This window comes from Methylomarinum vadi (genome assembly GCF_000733935.1).
In the GTDB taxonomy this organism is placed as follows: domain Bacteria; phylum Pseudomonadota; class Gammaproteobacteria; order Methylococcales; family Methylomonadaceae; genus Methylomarinum; species Methylomarinum vadi.
On sequence record NZ_JPON01000001.1, the window covers coordinates 2,414,014 to 2,431,426 of the forward strand.

14 protein-coding genes and 1 pseudogene are annotated in these 17,413 nt (G+C 52.4%); 7 read left to right on the top strand and 8 right to left on the bottom strand.

The genetic code is table 11. The features are described from left to right. Window positions 1–5 precede the first annotated feature (5 nt). Window positions 6–1,106, top strand: a complete 1,101-nt coding sequence (locus EP25_RS0112020; RefSeq protein WP_031434119.1) for an ABC transporter permease — start codon at window positions 6–8, stop codon at window positions 1,104–1,106. A gap of 135 nt (window positions 1,107–1,241) precedes the next feature. Here the strand turns inward: EP25_RS0112020 and EP25_RS0112025 are convergent, their stop codons facing one another. Then, window positions 1,242–1,865, bottom strand: coding sequence for a hypothetical protein (locus EP25_RS0112025; RefSeq protein ID WP_031434120.1), 624 nt, complete (start codon window positions 1,863–1,865; stop codon window positions 1,242–1,244). Between the two features lie 833 nt (window positions 1,866–2,698). On the opposite strand from EP25_RS0112025, the gene EP25_RS0112030 reads away from it, so the two are divergent. Beyond that, on the top strand, window positions 2,699–3,883 hold the full coding sequence (locus EP25_RS0112030; protein WP_160172726.1) for an anthrax toxin-like adenylyl cyclase domain-containing protein: 1,185 nt from the start codon (window positions 2,699–2,701) through the stop codon (window positions 3,881–3,883). Window positions 3,884–3,944: 61 nt separating this feature from the next. Here EP25_RS0112030 and EP25_RS0112035 read toward each other — a convergent pair. Together EP25_RS0112035 and EP25_RS0112040 are read right to left on the bottom strand one after the other, a co-directional pair. Next, a pseudogene (locus EP25_RS0112035) lies at window positions 3,945–5,222 on the bottom strand (glutamate-5-semialdehyde dehydrogenase); the annotation flags it as partial. Between the two features lie 55 nt (window positions 5,223–5,277). Further along, window positions 5,278–6,063, bottom strand: coding sequence for a class I SAM-dependent methyltransferase (locus tag EP25_RS0112040; protein WP_031434123.1), 786 nt, complete (start codon window positions 6,061–6,063; stop codon window positions 5,278–5,280). Between the two features lie 225 nt (window positions 6,064–6,288). Here EP25_RS0112040 and EP25_RS22520 point away from each other — a divergent pair, with 225 nt between their 5' ends. Both EP25_RS22520 and EP25_RS0112055 read left to right on the top strand, forming a co-directional pair. Then, window positions 6,289–8,793 (top strand): ATP-binding protein, encoded by a 2,505-nt coding sequence (locus EP25_RS22520; protein WP_051906620.1) that lies wholly within the window; start codon window positions 6,289–6,291, stop codon window positions 8,791–8,793. A gap of 181 nt (window positions 8,794–8,974) precedes the next feature. Continuing rightward, window positions 8,975–9,538: a YqaA family protein gene (locus EP25_RS0112055; protein WP_031434125.1), complete on the top strand. Its 564-nt coding sequence runs from the start codon at window positions 8,975–8,977 to the stop codon at window positions 9,536–9,538. Window positions 9,539–10,033: 495 nt separating this feature from the next. Here EP25_RS0112055 and EP25_RS0112065 read toward each other — a convergent pair whose 3' ends face one another. Further along, entirely contained in the window at window positions 10,034–12,391 is a 2,358-nt protein-coding gene (locus EP25_RS0112065; RefSeq protein WP_031434127.1) for a xanthine dehydrogenase family protein molybdopterin-binding subunit, read from the bottom strand. Continuing rightward, on the bottom strand, window positions 12,388–12,855 hold the full coding sequence (locus tag EP25_RS0112070) for a (2Fe-2S)-binding protein (protein ID WP_031434128.1): 468 nt from the start codon (window positions 12,853–12,855) through the stop codon (window positions 12,388–12,390). Before EP25_RS0112070 ends, EP25_RS0112065 begins: the two co-directional genes overlap by 4 nt. A 241-nt stretch (window positions 12,856–13,096) precedes the next feature. Here EP25_RS0112070 and EP25_RS0112080 point away from each other — a divergent pair, with 241 nt between their 5' ends. The 3 genes from EP25_RS0112080 (at window position 13,097) to EP25_RS0112090 (ending at window position 14,957) form a co-directional block, all read left to right on the top strand. Next, window positions 13,097–13,537: a nucleoside deaminase gene (locus EP25_RS0112080; protein ID WP_031434130.1), complete on the top strand. Its 441-nt coding sequence runs from the start codon at window positions 13,097–13,099 to the stop codon at window positions 13,535–13,537. 298 nt (window positions 13,538–13,835) lie between these two features. Next, window positions 13,836–14,501: a Crp/Fnr family transcriptional regulator gene (locus tag EP25_RS0112085; protein ID WP_036300512.1), complete on the top strand. Its 666-nt coding sequence runs from the start codon at window positions 13,836–13,838 to the stop codon at window positions 14,499–14,501. Window positions 14,502–14,612: 111 nt separating this feature from the next. Then, the gene (locus EP25_RS0112090) at window positions 14,613–14,957 is read left to right on the top strand and encodes a hypothetical protein (protein WP_031434132.1); all 345 of its coding nucleotides are present in this window, start codon (window positions 14,613–14,615) and stop codon (window positions 14,955–14,957) included. A gap of 92 nt (window positions 14,958–15,049) precedes the next feature. Here EP25_RS0112090 and EP25_RS23610 read toward each other — a convergent pair whose 3' ends face one another. From EP25_RS23610 to rimK, 3 genes are all read right to left on the bottom strand, one after another. Next, the gene (locus EP25_RS23610) at window positions 15,050–15,223 is read right to left on the bottom strand and encodes a hypothetical protein (RefSeq protein WP_200875027.1); all 174 of its coding nucleotides are present in this window, start codon (window positions 15,221–15,223) and stop codon (window positions 15,050–15,052) included. 159 nt (window positions 15,224–15,382) lie between these two features. Next, the gene (locus EP25_RS0112100; protein ID WP_031434133.1) at window positions 15,383–16,426 is read right to left on the bottom strand and encodes a succinylglutamate desuccinylase/aspartoacylase family protein; all 1,044 of its coding nucleotides are present in this window, start codon (window positions 16,424–16,426) and stop codon (window positions 15,383–15,385) included. Between the two features lie 4 nt (window positions 16,427–16,430). Then, complete coding sequence (gene rimK, locus EP25_RS0112105; protein WP_031434134.1) at window positions 16,431–17,360, bottom strand: 30S ribosomal protein S6--L-glutamate ligase; 930 nt, start codon at window positions 17,358–17,360, stop codon at window positions 16,431–16,433. Window positions 17,361–17,413: the final 53 nt, after the last annotated feature.

The following is a 17,413-nucleotide window of genomic DNA, read 5'->3' on the forward strand; positions in this document are numbered from 1 at the left end:
CGACGATGATCTTCGCCCTGCTGATCAAGGAGTTTCTGGCCCTGATAAAAGACAAGAAAAGCCGTTTCGTGTTGATCGTGCCGCCGCTGTTCCAGGTTTTCGTATTCGGCTACGGCGCCACCTTCGATCTTAACAGCGTGCCGATCGCCGTCTACAACGAGGACCCCGGCATCGCTTCCAGGAATTTACTCAAACGCTTCAGCGCATCGCCGGCCTTCGACCTGGTCCTGACCCTGACCGACCAAACCCAGATCAGACCGGCACTGGATGAGAAAAGAGTTCTGGCGGTTGTGCGTATCGGTCCGCATTTCAGCCGCAATCTGTCGACCGGCCGCCAGGCCAAGACGCAAATTCTGATAGACGGTCGCGATTCCAATACCGCGCTTATCGCGCTGAATTATATGCAAAGCATCTTGGCCGACTTCAACCTGGACTGGGCACGACAGCATCGCACACCGCTGCCGCCGGCGCGGCTGGAGGTCAGGGCCTGGTTCAATCCCAACCTGCAAAGCCCGTGGTTCATCGTCAGCGGGATTATCGGTCTGTTGACGCTGGTGGTAACCATGATCGTCACCGCGTTGTCGATCGCCCGCGAACGGGAACAAGGCACGTTCGATCAGTTGTTGGTAACGCCGTTGACGCCTTTCCAGATCCTCGTGGGCAAGGCGCTTCCCGGTCTGATCATAGGCGTCGCCGAAGCGTCGTTGATTATCGCCGTCGCCGTCTATTGGTTCAAGCTGCCCATGAACGGCAGCCTGGCGGCCTTATATTTGGGCGTGATCCTGTTCGTATTCGCGGTCATCGGCGTCGGCTTGATGATATCGTCGCTGGCCGTGACGCAACAACAAGGTCTGCTCGGCGCTTTTCTGTTCATCGTTCCGGCGGTGATATTGTCCGGTTTCGCCACGCCGATCGCCAACATGCCGCCGTCTGTGCAAACGTTGACGCTAATCAACCCGTTACGCTATTTCCTGATCATCGTTCGCGGCATACTGTTCGAGGGACTCCCCATCGACATGCTGTGGTCGCAATACTGGCCCCTGGCGGTCATCGGTCTCGTCACGCTGAGCTTCGCCGCCTGGCTGTTTCGCCATCGGCTTTATTAAGCGAACGGCTACATTACAGAGTTTCCCCAATGCGCGAGGAATTTACACCGGCAGTATCGACGCCTGGATTCGGCGATTTCCGGGCGGCTAACCGGCTCGGTTTGCGGCTCGTCGCATATCGATGAAAAATAGACCTTATTCGAGTCCATCGAGTTCTACACGAGACGACACTCGAATATAAAGGTCGATCAACTGCTGAAAAATCCGCTCATGAGCCTCTCTGGAAAGTGTGTCATCGGCAAGCTGTTTATTTAATTTGGTAAAACGTGTTCGTTCCGACACCGTCATTGCTTTGAGCAGCGCCTTGTTGGCGACTTGATGCTGCTTAGCCTGTCGCCTGGCCGAGCGAATCAGACTTTCCCAGTCCGCAGCGCTCAGATCGTCGGGATTTTCCCCTTTTTTGAAAAGCAGAATACAGGTCCAACCGATAATTTCCGTCAGCAGCGACATGCTTAACGCATTGGCCCAGTTTCCTATGCCCGGCACCCAGAACAACAGTTTTGCGCCGATCAGCGGGGCGGCATAATGAGTCACGATTTGCGTGACTATTTGTTTGCCGTTGACATCGGCAACCCCATAGAGTTTGCCCAAGCGGTAAATCATGTAAAGCGATACTCCCGTGATCAAAACGGTATCGCCGGCCAAACTGTTGGCCAAACCGAAAGCGACACTGCCGTTGGCCAGCGCGCAGGCATGCACCAGCCAGGAAGCTTCCATTTCTTTCCTATCGAACGCGGACGAAATTTCGGTTTTGCTCATCGGTTGCTATCAATCAAACTGAATAATGGGTTATCGCCGTTGCTAATGTCAGTACCGATTTTAATATGTAACCGGCCTGGCCGCGAGACAATACGACTCGCGATCGGGTCAGTTTGTCGACACGCAAAGGTTCTTAATTATTGGAAATACGGTGATAGCGATTTGGAAATCGTTGTCTCAAATTTCATGAAAAACTAATGTTGTATATTTCAATCGTTTTTGTTAATTGCGAGATATTGATTTTACTAAAAAGCTCAGAGATAAAGGTGAAAATCTAACGCTCACACGCAATTTATAAACGCTGAATTGGCAAGTCCCGGCCAGAAGCTGACAACCACGTTATAAGCGTCTGTGGCAATAGGCAATTCGTTAGCTGCCGGTACGGTTAATTTATTGATCCTTGATTGCATTGCCTAGTATCGCCAGGATTATTTTGAATTGGTGGCTAGGATTGCGCCAGGCGGTGAAGCACAAGCTGACGAAGTTGGCTCTCGTAGTCGGTGAAGCCGAGGAAGTTTACCGACCGCCTTGCAGATGGTTTTAGAACGAGTGGTTCGTACCTCACCTCATGCCACGAGCTGATCACCATATCTATTTATTCTGCCCCCTTTGATTTAGGCTGTTTCGCCATCGGCTTTATTAAACCAGTGCGCTTGCGAGTTCAGCGATTTTAAGGGGGACGACCGACACTTAGCTTTGCATGGGGCAACCACATAAAGCGAACGGTCGCACGTTCAAAATACCCGAGAAATCGGCTCGATGGCATCGGGCGTAAAATAATTCGTTAGCTGATGGAAGATGTGTTACAACTGCAAAAACTGCCGAGGCATATTATGAACATCAACGATGCAAACTTTCTGGAATTTACGATCGGAATGCCTAGGCCCCACATGCAGGCATTTTTGACTGTCGCGCGCCAACAGCAATGTATCATTATCGTCAGGGCGACCGGGCCCACCTGCCACGGTTTGCTGGAAGAAGGCTACGACACTAAAGGCTACCGTATTCACGGCAAATCCTGCGACTGGGGCCCCATGGCCGGTTTCGTCATGCGAGATCCGCGGTTAAATAAATACGGTATGGGCAAGGCCGGCTTCAACCGCGCCAAGCATCGCGAAGCCTTGGTGCTCGACAACGAAGGACAGGGATGGAAAGCATCCGTTACGCCCCTCAAAATTTCGCAACGTCGAATCGACTGGTTGATGACTCACGGCTACATCAACCCGGTCAGGAAAGGCGATCGCTTGGACGGAACCGCCACTCATCCTTCAGGAATCTCATTCAAATACAGTTTGATACCGGAACCCAACAATCCTGGTTTATTCGGCGTCTACTTCGATCAGACCGAGCTGCATAATAGGTGGATGCAAGAAAAAGGCGGTGCCGTGGTTCATTATCATCCCAAGTATGGTGCATCGTACGAACCCATGCTGGCGATGACCAATCCGCCAGGACATCGTTCCTACCGTGGCGAGACGTATTTGAATGCCATCACTGGCGACTATGATTTATTCGCCATTTGGCCGTTTGTCGGAAGTTATGACGCCAGCGCTTACGGCCTCGATCATCGCCCCCTCGGCACAGTAAAGGGTTCTGTCACTCAAGCCGAACGGGACAATGTCGAAAATCTGGAACGGCATTTTACCGAAGGTGGCCAGGGCACCAAGCTCGGTAATATCACACCGCGCATTTACCTGATATGCCAGCTCGTCAATTCTATCATAGCCAAACAACAGGTGTTATGGCACAGCGACGAGGCCGCCAGACCTTTTCTCGACGATGTCGACTTGCCTGTGATGGCATTCACACCGGCGGGTAATTATGTCGGCATCGAGTCCATTTTCGATTTTAAAGTGTTCATCAGTTATTGCGATGAAGCGGGGATTAAGGTGACACTCTCTAACGCCTGGGCGCAAGAACCCACGGCGCAAAAACCGAATCGCCTTGGCGCCTCCTATGCCGGTTATGTTCCGGCGGACGGCGTAAGGATCATCGTACCGGACTGGTATAACGCATGAAATGCTTTCCCGAATATGGCGACGTGTACTACCAGCTGCGAAGCCTTCCTGTTATGAAGTTTTAATTGCGCAAATGACCATTACCATAGGCGACCCACTTGTAGGTCGTCAGCTCGTCCGGCCCGACCGGGCCGCGGGCGTGGAGTTTGTCGGTGCTAATGCCGACGACCGAGCCCAAACCGTAATCGCCGCCGCCCGACAATCTCGTCGAGGCGTTGATCAATACCGAGGCAGAATCGACTCGTTGTTCGAATTGCTGTGCCGAATTCAGGTTTTGCGTGACGATGCCGTCGGTATGCCCCGAACCGTAGGTGTTGATATGGTCGATCGCCTCGTCTATTCCATTAACAATCTTGAGTGACAGGATCGGCGCCAGATATTCAGTACGCCAGTCCTCCTCCGTCGCCGGAGCGATCCCCGGCAAGAACCTTTGCGTCTGTTCGCAGCCGCGCAGTTCGATATGGTTGGCGGCGTAGGCCGATCGCAACAAGGGTAATAGTTGTTCGGCGCACGCCACATCGACCAACAATGTTTCCAGCGCGTTACAAACCTGAACGCTTTGGCATTTCGAGTTGATTGCCAGCTCGACCGCGTGGTTCGGGTCCGCATCTTCCGCGATATAGAGATGGCAGATGCCGTCGTAATGCTTGATGACGGGAATACGGGTGCCCTCGGCGATGCGTTTGATCAGGTCCTTACCACCGCGCGGAATCAGAACGTCGATAAAATCGTCCATCTTCAGCAGTTCGCCTACGGCTTCATGCCCCGGCCTGCGGATGATCTGTATCGCGTCATGCGGCAAGCCCGCGGCGACAGCGCCTTCCCTCATCGCATCAGCCAGCATGATGTTGGTTTGCAAGGCTTCCGACCCGCCTCGCAAAATGACGGCGTTACCGCTTTTGATGCAGACGCCGGCCGCATCGGTGGTGACATTGGGACGCGACTCGTAAATGATGCCGATGACGCCAATCGGCACCGATTTTTTAAGAACCTGCAATCCGTTCGGGTTGGTATGGCCTTCCAGCACACGATTCAGCGGGTCGGGGCGCAAAACCACTTTTTTCAGCCTGGAGAGCATGTATTGAAAAACCTGGTCATCGATGGTCAAACGCTTGACCATCGCCGAGGACAATCCATCCTGGCGCGCCTTTTCGACCTCCTCGGCATTCACTTCCAGAATCCGCTGCTTGGCCGATGCGAGCGACTCCGCCATTTTCGCCAACGCAAGATTACGCTGCGCTTCGCTGGTCGATGAAAGTCTGCGCGCCGCAAGGCGGCTTTGTCTGGCGATGTCTTGAACGGTAGTGGAATTCATCTTTTTTCTGGGATCGATTTTTGCGGAGGATGCAGGTTAGCAGCTAATGAAGGTCCGCACAAATAAGCTTCCGGCATTCTCATGAGCCGAATAATGGATTCCGTTTGATCAGGCAAAACACGACGTCATAGGGCCATCCGCCGCTGGCTGTTATTTCATCCCAGAAATGGTCTCGAACATAAGCCCTGAAATCCGCTTCCGTCGGTTCGGTAGAGAAGGCATCGGAATCGCGATCGCAGAACATGAAACGGGCGATCGCCAGCGTATCTTCGAACGATTGGGTTTCGATGCCTCCCGGCACCCTGGAAAAAGTGAAATCAAAAGCCTTATGGCGTCGTATCGTCGTCTCGAGGCTGGCATACAAATCAAAGCTCGCCGCGCCGAAATGCTCCAGCATCTTGTTACAATCGGAGTCGGAATTTTTCAGGGTGACGATTAAAGTGCCTTGCTCGCTTAAAAAACGGGCGGCATGCATGATGTAAGTCCCCCATTTATAATCAGGAATATGGTAAAGAACATGGCTAATGATTCCGATATCGAACCTTTCTTCCGGAATCAGGTCGATCAATGACGACCTAAACACCGTCGCGCCGGGACAGCGGGCCGATATCAAATCGCACATTGTCGGGTTTGGCTCAACGGCATAGACATGCTTGAAATGCTGCAATAGTAAGGAAGTCAAATCACCGCTGCCGGCGCCCCAATCTATCGCTTTCGAGTCGCCCGGATAATTGGAAAATATGGCCTCCAGCTTACCGTAAACGGGCAGCCGCTCTTGTGAGCACTTTAACAAGGTTTCGAAGGCATCGGCATAAGCCGGTGTATTCCAATGGAAGCGTTCAACGGGGATTTTTTCTTTATTCATTGCAAGAGATAAATAGTCTGATCCAGTCGAGATGAACTATACACAATAACGACTTCGGATAAAAACGGCTCATTGTTGTTTGCCATGGAACAATCTCAGGTCTACGCCTCGACACTCCCTTGCGATTGAGTTGTTATTGTCGTTTTAGGTGAAAAACTCACTATAATTCAAGAATTTTTAGAGAAGAAATTTCTTCTTGTCATCGATCCGAAGCACCCTATTTTCATGAAAACGATCGCTTTGAATGCGGCCATCGCTGCCGTTTACTTCCTATTAGGCGCATTATGTCTGCAATTAATAGTGCCCTTCAGCAAGGTGGGCTCTATTTGGCCGCCCGCCGGCATCGCCTTGGCCGTAACGTTAATCTACGGCAAGCGCGTGTTACCCGCTACGTTTATCGGCAACACCCTGGTCAATGCTTTTACCTTCGGTTTTTCCTGGCAAAGTATGCCGACTTACGCCACGATCGGTCTGGGAGCCATGGCCGGAACCTGGATTGGAAGTGACTTGATCCGGCGGTATGTCGGCTTCCCGAACGACTGGCTCAAAGAGCGCGACATTCTCGTCTCCTTGCTTTGCTGCGCACCTGTCGGATGTCTTGTTTCCGCCAGCATAGGCGTCTCAACCATTGCACTGCAAGGCTATGTTTCACTGGATGAAGCTACGATTAATTGGTTTTGCTGGTGGGTTGGCGATCTCATCGGCATCATGACTTTCACCCCGATGACGCTGGCTTTGCTGCAAAAACACAAGCCGATTTGGCATAAACGCCGCTATTCTTTAATCATCCCGCTTGCCATCACATTCTCCTTTATCGTCCTATTTTTTTACTATGTACTGCAGCAAGAAAAAAAAATGCAGCAACAGCATTTCGCCAGCACCGTCACGCTTTTTGCGCGCACACTGGAACAACAGATCGAAACCCATCTGCAGCTAGCAAAGGCCATTCGCGATATTTATTCTTACAGACCGCAAGACGAAGAACTGAGGCGCTACCTTCGCAATCATACTTCCACATTAACGGGCGTTAAATCGATCGAATGGATCACCCAGCCTCAGACGAATAATCTATCGCCAGAATATGCGCTTTGGTTAAAGAAGGTCCAAAACCCGTCTCAGTTTGAACATACCTCCGATTACAATATTTACTGTTACATCGAACAAAACCATATTATTTTGTCCGCCCCGTTGTTCGACGAGAAAAAGCAATTTTCGGGGATTGTTAATTACCAATTATCCCTCGAAGAATTGATCGAAAACATCGTAAATCAAGTCGCCGACACTCCGATCACGCTGAAAATCACAAGCGCGGCTTCAAATAAAACCCTTTTTACAAACCTGGTTAACCAGGAATATTCTTTTGCTAAAACCATCCCATTATTCATTTTCCCAACGGACGGCGATAATTGGATTTTCCATTTTTATCAACAACCTTCGTTGAGCAACTCATCGGTACATTGGGCTATCTGGTGGGTACTGACCGCTGGCTTTTTGTTTACCAGCCTGTTAAGCCTCGGGATTTTAATGATGACCGGTCGCTATAACCGCATTGAGGCTATCGTCAAAGATCGAACCGCAGAGCTGTCACATGCCAAGGAAATGGCGGAAAACGCCAATCACGCCAAAGACCAGTTTTTATCAAATGTCAGCCATGAACTCAGAGCACCGCTCAATGGAGTCCTGGGCTTTTCCGAATTGTTAAAGATAGATCCTCTCCTTAACGAAGAACAGCGGAACAAACTGGATATCATCAATAACTGCGGCAACCAATTGCTGCAACTGATCGATGATATGTTGGATTTTTCCAGGATCGAGGCCGGCAAAATTGTCATCTCTCCGCAACATTTCGATCTCAAGCAATTGCTATGGAATATCCAGAAACTCTATGCACTCCGCTTCAATCAAAAAAAACTGTATTTTCGATTGAATATCGACAACCTGGATCCTCCTTTGTTTGGCGATGAGAAACGCATACGCCAAATTCTTATTAATCTGATCGACAACGCCCTAAAATTCACCGATTCCGGTGGCGTGACGGTGACCGCGAGTTACGCCGACGCCATACTTAAATTATCTGTTGCCGATACCGGCCGGGGCATCCCGGCGGATAAGCAACGGGATATCTTTCAACCATTTACCCAAATCAACGACAACGAATTTAGCCATGAAGGGATTGGCTTAGGCTTGAGCATCACCGCAAGGCTGGTAGAGTTGATGAAAGGTCATATCGACATTCATAGTGAAACCAACCAAGGTACGGAATTTATCGTCGAATTACCCTTACCCCGTACGGCTAACGAACAAGCCCTCCTCGCTGCCAAACCGACAGCGACAAACGCTCCCTCGATCAGCATACTGGTCGTCGAAGATAACGATATCAACCAATTGTTGATCATGAATATGCTCGAATCGATGAATTGTAAGGTGACTTCGGCCCTGAATGGCGAGGAAGCCCTGCTGCATTTAAGGCGTGATCATTTCCACTTAGCCCTCATTGACCTCAATATGCCAGTAATGAATGGCTTCTCTCTCATTAAAGCCATTCAATCTGATAAGAACATCGCCCATCTAAAAACGGTCGCTATCAGTGCTTATGCCGATAAAAATACTATCAAGAAAGCATTTGCCGCAGGCTTCGACGATTACCTGACCAAACCGATCAATGAACAGGATTTGAGAAATATCATTCAGTCAATCGCCCAGTCCCCTCAGCCTTCAGCCGAAAATTAACACTTTATTCGATTGAATTTCATTGTCACCCACCAAAAAATCGATATCCTGAACCTTCTCGACTTCCTCGAGATGAGAAGTCATAATTCTTCGTTTGACCTGATTCAAGCAAATCAAACATTTTGCAAACAATAGAAAGGGAGCGTCCCATACCCTTAACCATGACTTCTATAACTGACGCATGATCAGGGAGAATGTGCTCAAGACATTGACCGGCATACTGATTATCGTCGTCATGATGGCCGTGTTGAGTTTTTGGTTCGAGCATGAAATGACCATGATGACGAACTGGGTGGTAGACCGCATCGGCTTTGCCGGTCTCTGCCTGATATTGCTGGTAACCGACACATTCGTCACACCTTTTTTGCCGGATATTCTGCTGGTCGTGATAGCCAAGAGTTCGCTTGCCGAACGCTGGCTATATTATGTTTTCATTCTGGGCGTGGTATCCGTCGTTGCCGGCATACTGGGTTGGAGCATTGGCCGCTGGCTAGGCCGGTTCCATTTTATTCAACGTCTCTATGGAAAAATCGGCAAAGAGCAACGCGGTTTCGTGAACAAATACGGATTCTGGGCCGTCGTCATCGGCGCCACCACACCACTGCCTTATTCGGTCACCTGCTGGACTGCCGGCGCCATGGGGCTGCATTGGACTAAAGTGCTGGCGGCTTCGGTGTTATTCCGGATTCCACGCATCATCGTTTATTACATCTTAATCGAATCGACCGGGCACATGTTCGTTTGATCCGGTAGCCATTCCTCCAGACTGAAGCGGAATTCACAGCCCCATCCATAACTTTCCGAACATCATTCACAATAATCGTTTATTTCCATCATGCCAGCCGCATATTGACAGAGCCTATAACACCCATGTAATTGGTATTTTTCAGCCAAACGGTTTGGATAAAAAATACCGAGGTCAACACCGCATAAAACAAAAAAGATAAAAACGCTTCTTTTACGGAAAGCACGCTTCCGCTTTCGATAAAATGAAACGTTGATGAATACAACAATAAAATCAGGGCCAGGACTCAAAAAAGCTTGGTAACCAGCATTAATAGCATCTTACTGAACCGAAAAAAAATCTTGAGTTGTCCTCATAACATTTGCTTTAAATAGGGATTAGGAGTCAAGCAAAGCCAGCCGACATTAAGAATACTTCCAATTCAGCAAACAATAAAATATAAAATCGGCGGCTACGCCGAAACTGCTACATCGGCACCGGCCATTGCTCAACCGCCTAATCCTTTCTCAATTGCTCCCCGATCGGCAGCGTTCTAATACGCTGGCCGGTGGCGGCGAAAATCGCGTTGCATAATGCCGGCGCGGTCGGCGGCACGCCCGGCTCGCCAATACCGCCGAGAGGCGCATCGAAATCCTCTGTTGGCAAGAGATGAACGCGGATGTCGCGCGGTGCTTCGTCGAGCCTGACTAATGGATAGGTATGGAAATTGTCCTGTATCACCGCGCCGTCCTTGAAGGTGATTTCGCCATGCAGCGCCAACGTCATCCCCATGATGCAGGCGCCTTCCAGTTGCGAACGGATGCGTTCCGGATTGACTTGCGGACCGCAATCGACGGCGATGTCGACGCGCGGAACCGTCAGGATGCCTTGTTCGTCCACCGCCGCATGCACCACCACCGCGACATAGGTCACGAAGCTGTAATGCGCCGCCAGGCCCAAGCCTTGTCCTTGCGGCAGGCTGCGCCCCCAGCCGGCTTCGGCCGTCACCGTTTCGACTACCCGGCGCAAGCGGCCGGTATCGACCGGATAAATCTCCGGCGATTCGCCCTGATTCCAACTGTCGTTCAGGCTGCGCGGATCGATACGCCGAGGCGGACCGATCAACTCCAGTAAATAGTCTTTGTGGTCGCGGCCGGCCGCGGCCGCCAATTCGGCGACGAAAGACTGTATCGCGAAGGCACGCGGGATATTGGAAACCGAGCGAAACCAGCCGATACGGGTATGAGCTTCGGCTTCCGGATTTTCGATACGCAGATTGGGAATCGCAAACGGCACGTTGATCACGCCCATACCCAATTCCGCCGGCATTTGATGCTTGCTACCGGCCGCAAAAGTTGCGGAAATGCTGGGTGCGACGGTCCTATGCAGCCACGCTGTCGTTTTTCCCTGTGCATCCAGCCCGGCTTCCAGGTGCTCCACCGAGACGGTATGGAAGTAGGAATGACGTAAGTCGTCCTCGCGCGTCCAGGCCACCTTGACCGCCCTGCCATTCATGGCCTTGGACAACAGTGCCGCCTCGATGACGTAATCCGGCATGGACTTGCGCCCGAAGCCTCCGCCTAGCAACGTGACGTTTAGGGTCACGTTTTTCTCGGGCAGTTTCAACCATTTGGCGACGCGTTCCCTGGCTAACTGCGGCGCCTGGGTACAAGCCCAAACCTGGCAATGCCCCTTATCGATGCGCGCCGTCGCGGCCGGCGGCTCCATCGGCGCCTGCGCCAGATGCGGTATATAATATTCGGCCACGATGCGCTTCTCCGCCTTCTGCAACGCCGTATCGACAGCGCCATTATCGCGCACGACCTTGCCGGGCCGGCGGGCGGCCGTCTCGAGCTCGGCCTTGTAAGCTTTGGAATCGTAACTCCCATGCGGACCGTTGTCCCATTCGATTTTCAGTTTCTTGCGCCCTTGAATCGCCGCCCAGGTATTGCGGGCAATGACCGCAACGCCGCCCAAAGGGTGGTAGTCTGCCGGCAACGGACTACTGGGGAGCTCGACGACTTTTACGACGCCCGGCACTTTCAGTGCCTCCCCGGCATCGTAACGCAGCACTTTTCCGCCCAACACCGACGGACGTTCTACCACCGCATACAGCATGTTGTCGAAACGGGTATCGATGCCGTATTGGCCGCGACCGGACACCATATCCCGACCGTCGTAGAGTCCCAAGTTGCCCTTGCCGATATAACGAAATTCCTCCGGTTTTTTCAGTTTCAGCGTTTCGCGGGCCGGCACCGGCAACTTCGCCGCCGCGGCGGCGAGATCGCCGTAGCTCAAGCTTCTGCCGGTCGCGGGATGCACGATGTGGTGCAATTCGGCTTTGACTTCCTGCACGGGCACCTGCCATTGCGAGGCGGCCGCCGTTTCCAGCATTTGCCGGGCGGCCGCGCCGACCCGCCGCATCGGCATGAAAAAGTGCCGCATGCTGCGCGAGCCGTCGGTGTCCTGGTTGCCGTATTTCTCCTCGTCTCCGGGCGCTTGTTCGACCTTGACATGCCACCAGTTGGCGTCGAGTTCGTCGGCCACGACCATCGGCAGACTGGTGCGTATCCCTTGCCCCATTTCCGAACGATGACACATAATCGTGACGCCGTTGTATTCATCGATGGCGACGAAGACCAGCGGATCGTCGACCCAGCCGTGCGGCATCGCATCGGCGCCATATTTTTTGGCCTCGGCAGGTGGCTTGGTTTCGTCGGCGCGAAGCAGGGTCGGGAAACCGGCTGCCAAGACGAAACCGGAGAGCGCCAGGTCTTTTAAAAAACTGCGGCGGCTGACGTTGACGATGCTGAAAGACTCATCCGACTCCACGGCATCGAGCGGCAAACCGGTGTAAGTTTCCGTTTTTTTCATGATTCGACCTCCTGAGCCCCGGCGACCTGTTTGATTGCGGCGCGGATACGCGGGTAAGTCCCGCATCGGCACAAATTGCCGCTCATGGCCTTGTCGATGTCGGCATCGCTGGGCGACGGATTTTGTTTGAGCAAAGCGGTCGCCGACATGATCTGGCCGGGCTGGCAATAACCGCACTGCGGCACGTTGACGCTAAGCCAGGCTTCCTGTACTTGACGACCGGTTTCATCCTGCCCTATCGCTTCTATCGTGACGATTTGCTTGCCGGCGACGGCGGAGATCGGCGTCACGCAGGACCGGACGGGTTCCCCGTCGGCATGCACGGTACAAGCCCCGCACATCGATATGCCGCAACCGAATTTGGTGCCGGTCAGGCCCAGCGTATCGCGCAAAACCCAGAGCAAAGGGGTATCCGACGGCAAATCGATCTGGCGGCGCGAGCCGTTAATGGTGAGAGTGGTCATCGGTTCCTCCTCGGGTGATGGGGGTGGTGGACGCCGTCCACGATCGCTATTAAAGGTGATAAGCCAATACTATAACGAGGAAGCTCGGACAGTAAAGCCGACTTTTCATTGCTCAGGGCTTCACAAACGAAGCTATTAATCGCAGCAATTAACCCTTCTTTTTGGAGCACGGCTTTTCCAATTGACCCTAGATAGGCTAAGCTGAGCTCGACCATCACACTTCAGGGGGGGGGAATGTACGATGACGGATCAATTCATGAAGGCAGCTATCGAGGAAGCGGAAACGGGTTTACGAGAGGGAGGTATCCCGATCGGCTCAGTTCTTGTCCACCAGGGGAAGATTATCGGTCGCGGCCATAATCGGCGCGTGCAAAAAGGTAGCGTCGTTCTGCACGGGGAAATGGACGCGCTGGAAAACGCCGGCCGGCAACCTGCAAGCGTCTATCGGGAATGCACCTTATACACCACGCTATCTCCCTGTTCCATGTGCACCGGCGCCATCCTGCTATACGGGATTCCCAAAGTGGTCATCGGCGAAAATCAAACTTTTAAGGGCGAAGAGGATCTCCTTAGATCGAATGGGGTCGCCGTCGAGGTGCTGCAAGAGCCTTCCTGCATCGACCTGATGAAGCGCTTTATCGAGGCGTCTTCCGAGTTATGGAACGAAGATATCGGAGCGTAATCATAAATGCCGTCTATTCGGAATCGCTCAGGGAAGTCCTTCGATAAATGCAAGTGTCTATTCAGTCTTTCAAGCCATAACATGCTTATATCTAACACGATATAAACAGCCAGGGGCGTAAGCTCACTGTTGGTACCCCTGATGACTTTAACGAACCGGTGCATTAAGTGGCGGCTAATGCATCGATGTCCTTCATAGCATAGGGTGGAGGAATTTTCTGCCGAATAATTCCAGCGCGGGTGGTATGATTCGGAAGATATCGCATGCTTACCATGCCTAATCTTGAAGAAGTGCCCATATGCTGAAAAATTACCACCTCTGGCAAACCTATTTTCCCCAGTTCGCCGCTTGCCCGGATAAGAGCGTTAAAAGCTTGATGGAATCGGCCATGCTGGTCGATATTCCGGATGGCGAAAAGCTGTTTTATCCCGGAAAACATTGCAGCAATTATCTGCTGTTATTGGAGGGAGCGGTCAAGGCGCAATTGCTCGCCGAAAACGGCCGGGAAATCGTATTGTACTATGTTCGACCCGGCGATTCCTGCGTGTTGACGACTTCCTGCCTGTTGGGCGAAGACAATTATCCGGCCGAAGGCGTTAGCGAAGGCCCGGTGAAGGCGTTTGTCATTTCCGCCCAGGCATTTCATCGTTGCCTGGATCATTCCGCTTTTTTCCGCGAATTCGTGTTCCGTAATTTTTCCGCACGCTTGTCCAATGTCATCGGTCGAATGGAGACCGTGCTGTTTGCCGGGATCGAGCAGCGTCTGGCCGATACATTGCTCGCTGCCGGAAGCGAAATCGTGCAAAAAACGCATCAGGAATTAGCGGCGGAGTTAGGGTCGGCACGCGAGGAGGTTTCCCGCCATTTGAAGCGCTTCGAAAGTTACGGCTGGGTCAAACTGGGTAGGGGAACGGTGGAGATCGTCGACAGGCCGGCATTGAGTCGCTTGGCCAAACAGCCGTAACCCTGATGCATAAGGTCGCGACTATGGCGGATAAATCAGCATAAACCCACCCTTGCCTGTCGGCAATATTTAGGGAAAAATCGAGTTATTGTCTGCAAACAGGAGAATACCATGAACGAACAAGCCCGCTGGAATCCCGCGAAACCGTTGACTATCACGGCGATTTGCGTTATTGGCTTGATCAACGCCATCCAAATGCTCAATCTGGTATTTTCTCCCGTTTCCCGCCATATCGGCGCTATCTATCCGCTGTATTTTTCTGGCGCGATAATACTCAGTCTAGTTTGCATCGCCGGTTTGTGGATGCTGAAACGGTGGGCGGCTTTTTTGTACGCCGCGCTGCTGGTGTGCAATCAACTGGTCCTGGCGGCCATGGGGTATTGGGAATTATCCGCGGCCGTTATTCCTGTCATCATCGTACTGTTACTGGTTAAGCATTGGGATAAGATGCGTTGACGCTTCCTTACGTCACCTTCTCAAAGGGCATCAGGCAAGCTGGAAACACTTCGCTTCCACTTGCCTTGGGCAAACGAAATCAAGAGACGGGGTTAGTTTCCCTCATCCGTCTTTTTGTCGTTGCCGATAAAGTGCAAGATAGCAAATCCGACGATAAAGCCTGTCAGCGCGGCCATGACCAGCGGCAAGGCGAAAGGAATATCGTGATGGTCGCGCATGTTCATTTGAAAAATACCGGAAAAAATACTCAGCATGAAATCTAACATCTTGTTCACCTCAATAATCTAATTAAATCGACCCAGCTCTGCCACAACGAATCGGCTCGGTGGAAGGGCTGGATTGCAATATTAGGTTGAGGCGATGCAAGAGTCAGTGACAAAGTCACTATCGTGAAAATTTATCCTGGCCAAAGGTAAGAGCCGAATTTAAGTGATGACAGCTTCTTCTTCGTTGCCGTTGGTGGGCAGGATGTTGTCCTGAAAGGTTTCCACCTGCTCTGCGATGCCTTCATGGTCCTCGAATCTGGCAATGTGATAAAGCGCCTCGCCCTCATAAACTAGGGGGATCTCGGTACGGCCGATGATCAGCCCGGTATGCGGCGAGATGACTTCGGTTTCGGTATTGCTGGTCGGGTCGCTGATCATCCCCAGTATTTCTTGCGCGTCAACGTGTCCGCCTAAGGGCTTGATAGTGCGAAAGATACCGCTCGCCGGCGCCCTGACCCAGTTACTGGATTTAGCGACATACGGTTCCTTGATGGCTTTGCGCTGTTTTCTCCTCGCCGCGATCATACCCAGATGCCCCATGACATGGAGAATACCCCGCAGGCCGGCGCGGATGCAGACTTCATCGAAACGCAACGCTTCCCCGCCTTCATAAAGCAGCATCGGAATGCCTTGCTCGGCGGCCGATTCCCGCAGCGACCCGTCGCGCAGATTGGCATTGAGCAATACAGGTACATTGAAGGCCTGCGCCAAGGCCAGCGTTTCCGCATCGTCCAGGTTGGCGCGAATTTGCGGCAAATTGCTGCGGTGTATGGCCCCGGTATGCAAGTCTATGCCGTGGCTGCATTGCGCGACAATTTCATGCATGAACAGGTCGGCCAGCCGTGCCGCCAGGGAGCCCTTGGCCGAACCGGGAAAGGATCGATTCAAATCGCGGCGATCGGGTAAATAGCGGGAATGATGAACGACCCCGTAGACATTGACCATCGGAATGGCGATCAAGGTGCCGCGCAAACGTTTCAGTGCCGGTTGTTTCAATAGCCGGCGTACGATTTCCACGCCGTTCAGTTCATCGCCGTGGATGGCGGCGCTGACAAACAAGCGTGGGCCAGTCTTTCTTCCGCGGATGACATGTACCGGCATGGTCATCGGCGTCAACCCATACAAAGGGGGGAGCGGCAAATCGATGATTACCCTGTTGCCGGCCTTGATTGTTTGCTGATTAATAACCAGTTCGCCCGGCATGTCATCAGCCCTTGCCGCGGGTCCGGGTCCGGGAATGCTGTTGCGATCCGGTATTCAGGGCGGTAATTTTTTTCTCGATGAATTTGATGATCAGTTCCGCGATGTCCTTGCCGCTGGCATCCTCTATGCCTTTCAAACCGGGAGAGGAGTTGACTTCCATGACCACCGGACCGTGATTGGAGCGCAACATATCGACGCCGCACACGTTCAATCCCATGATATTAGCCGCCCTCACCGCAGTGGAGCGTTCTTCCGGAGTCAGTCTGACTAAAGACGCCGTGCCGCCGCGGTGCAGGTTGGAGCGGAATTCGCCTTCGGCGCCTTGCCGTTTCATCGCGGCCACGACCTTGCCGTCTACGACGAAACAGCGGATATCGCTGCCGCCGGCTTCCTTAATGAACTCCTGTACCATGATGTTGGCATTCAATCCCATGAAAGCCTGAATGACGCTCTCCGCCGCCTTATGCGTTTCGGCCAGCACCACGCCGATCCCCTGCGTGCCTTCCAACAGTTTGATGACCAGTGGCGCACCGCCGACTTCCGATATCAGGTCTTCGATATCGTCCGGATTGTTGGCGAAACCGGTAACTGGCAGCCCGATGCCTTTGCGCGCCAACAACTGGGTGGATCGCAACTTGTCGCGGGAGCGAGTAATGGCGACCGATTCGTTCAACGGAAATACGTTCATCATCTCGAATTGCCGCAATACCGCCGTACCGTAAAATGTTACCGACGCCCCGATCCTGGGAATGACGGCATCGAAACCGCTTAATTCCTCTCCGCGATAATGAATGGTCGGGTTCAACGAGGTGATGTTCATATAACAGCGCAACACATCCAGCACCCTGACTTCATGTCCCCGTTTTTCCGCCGCTTCCACTAACCGGGAAGTCGAATACAGCTTTGGGTTGCGGGATAAAATTGCAATTTTCATAACGTTTTTTCCTGAAATAATCGTGTTTGCTCCCGGCCTTTGAATATTGTTTC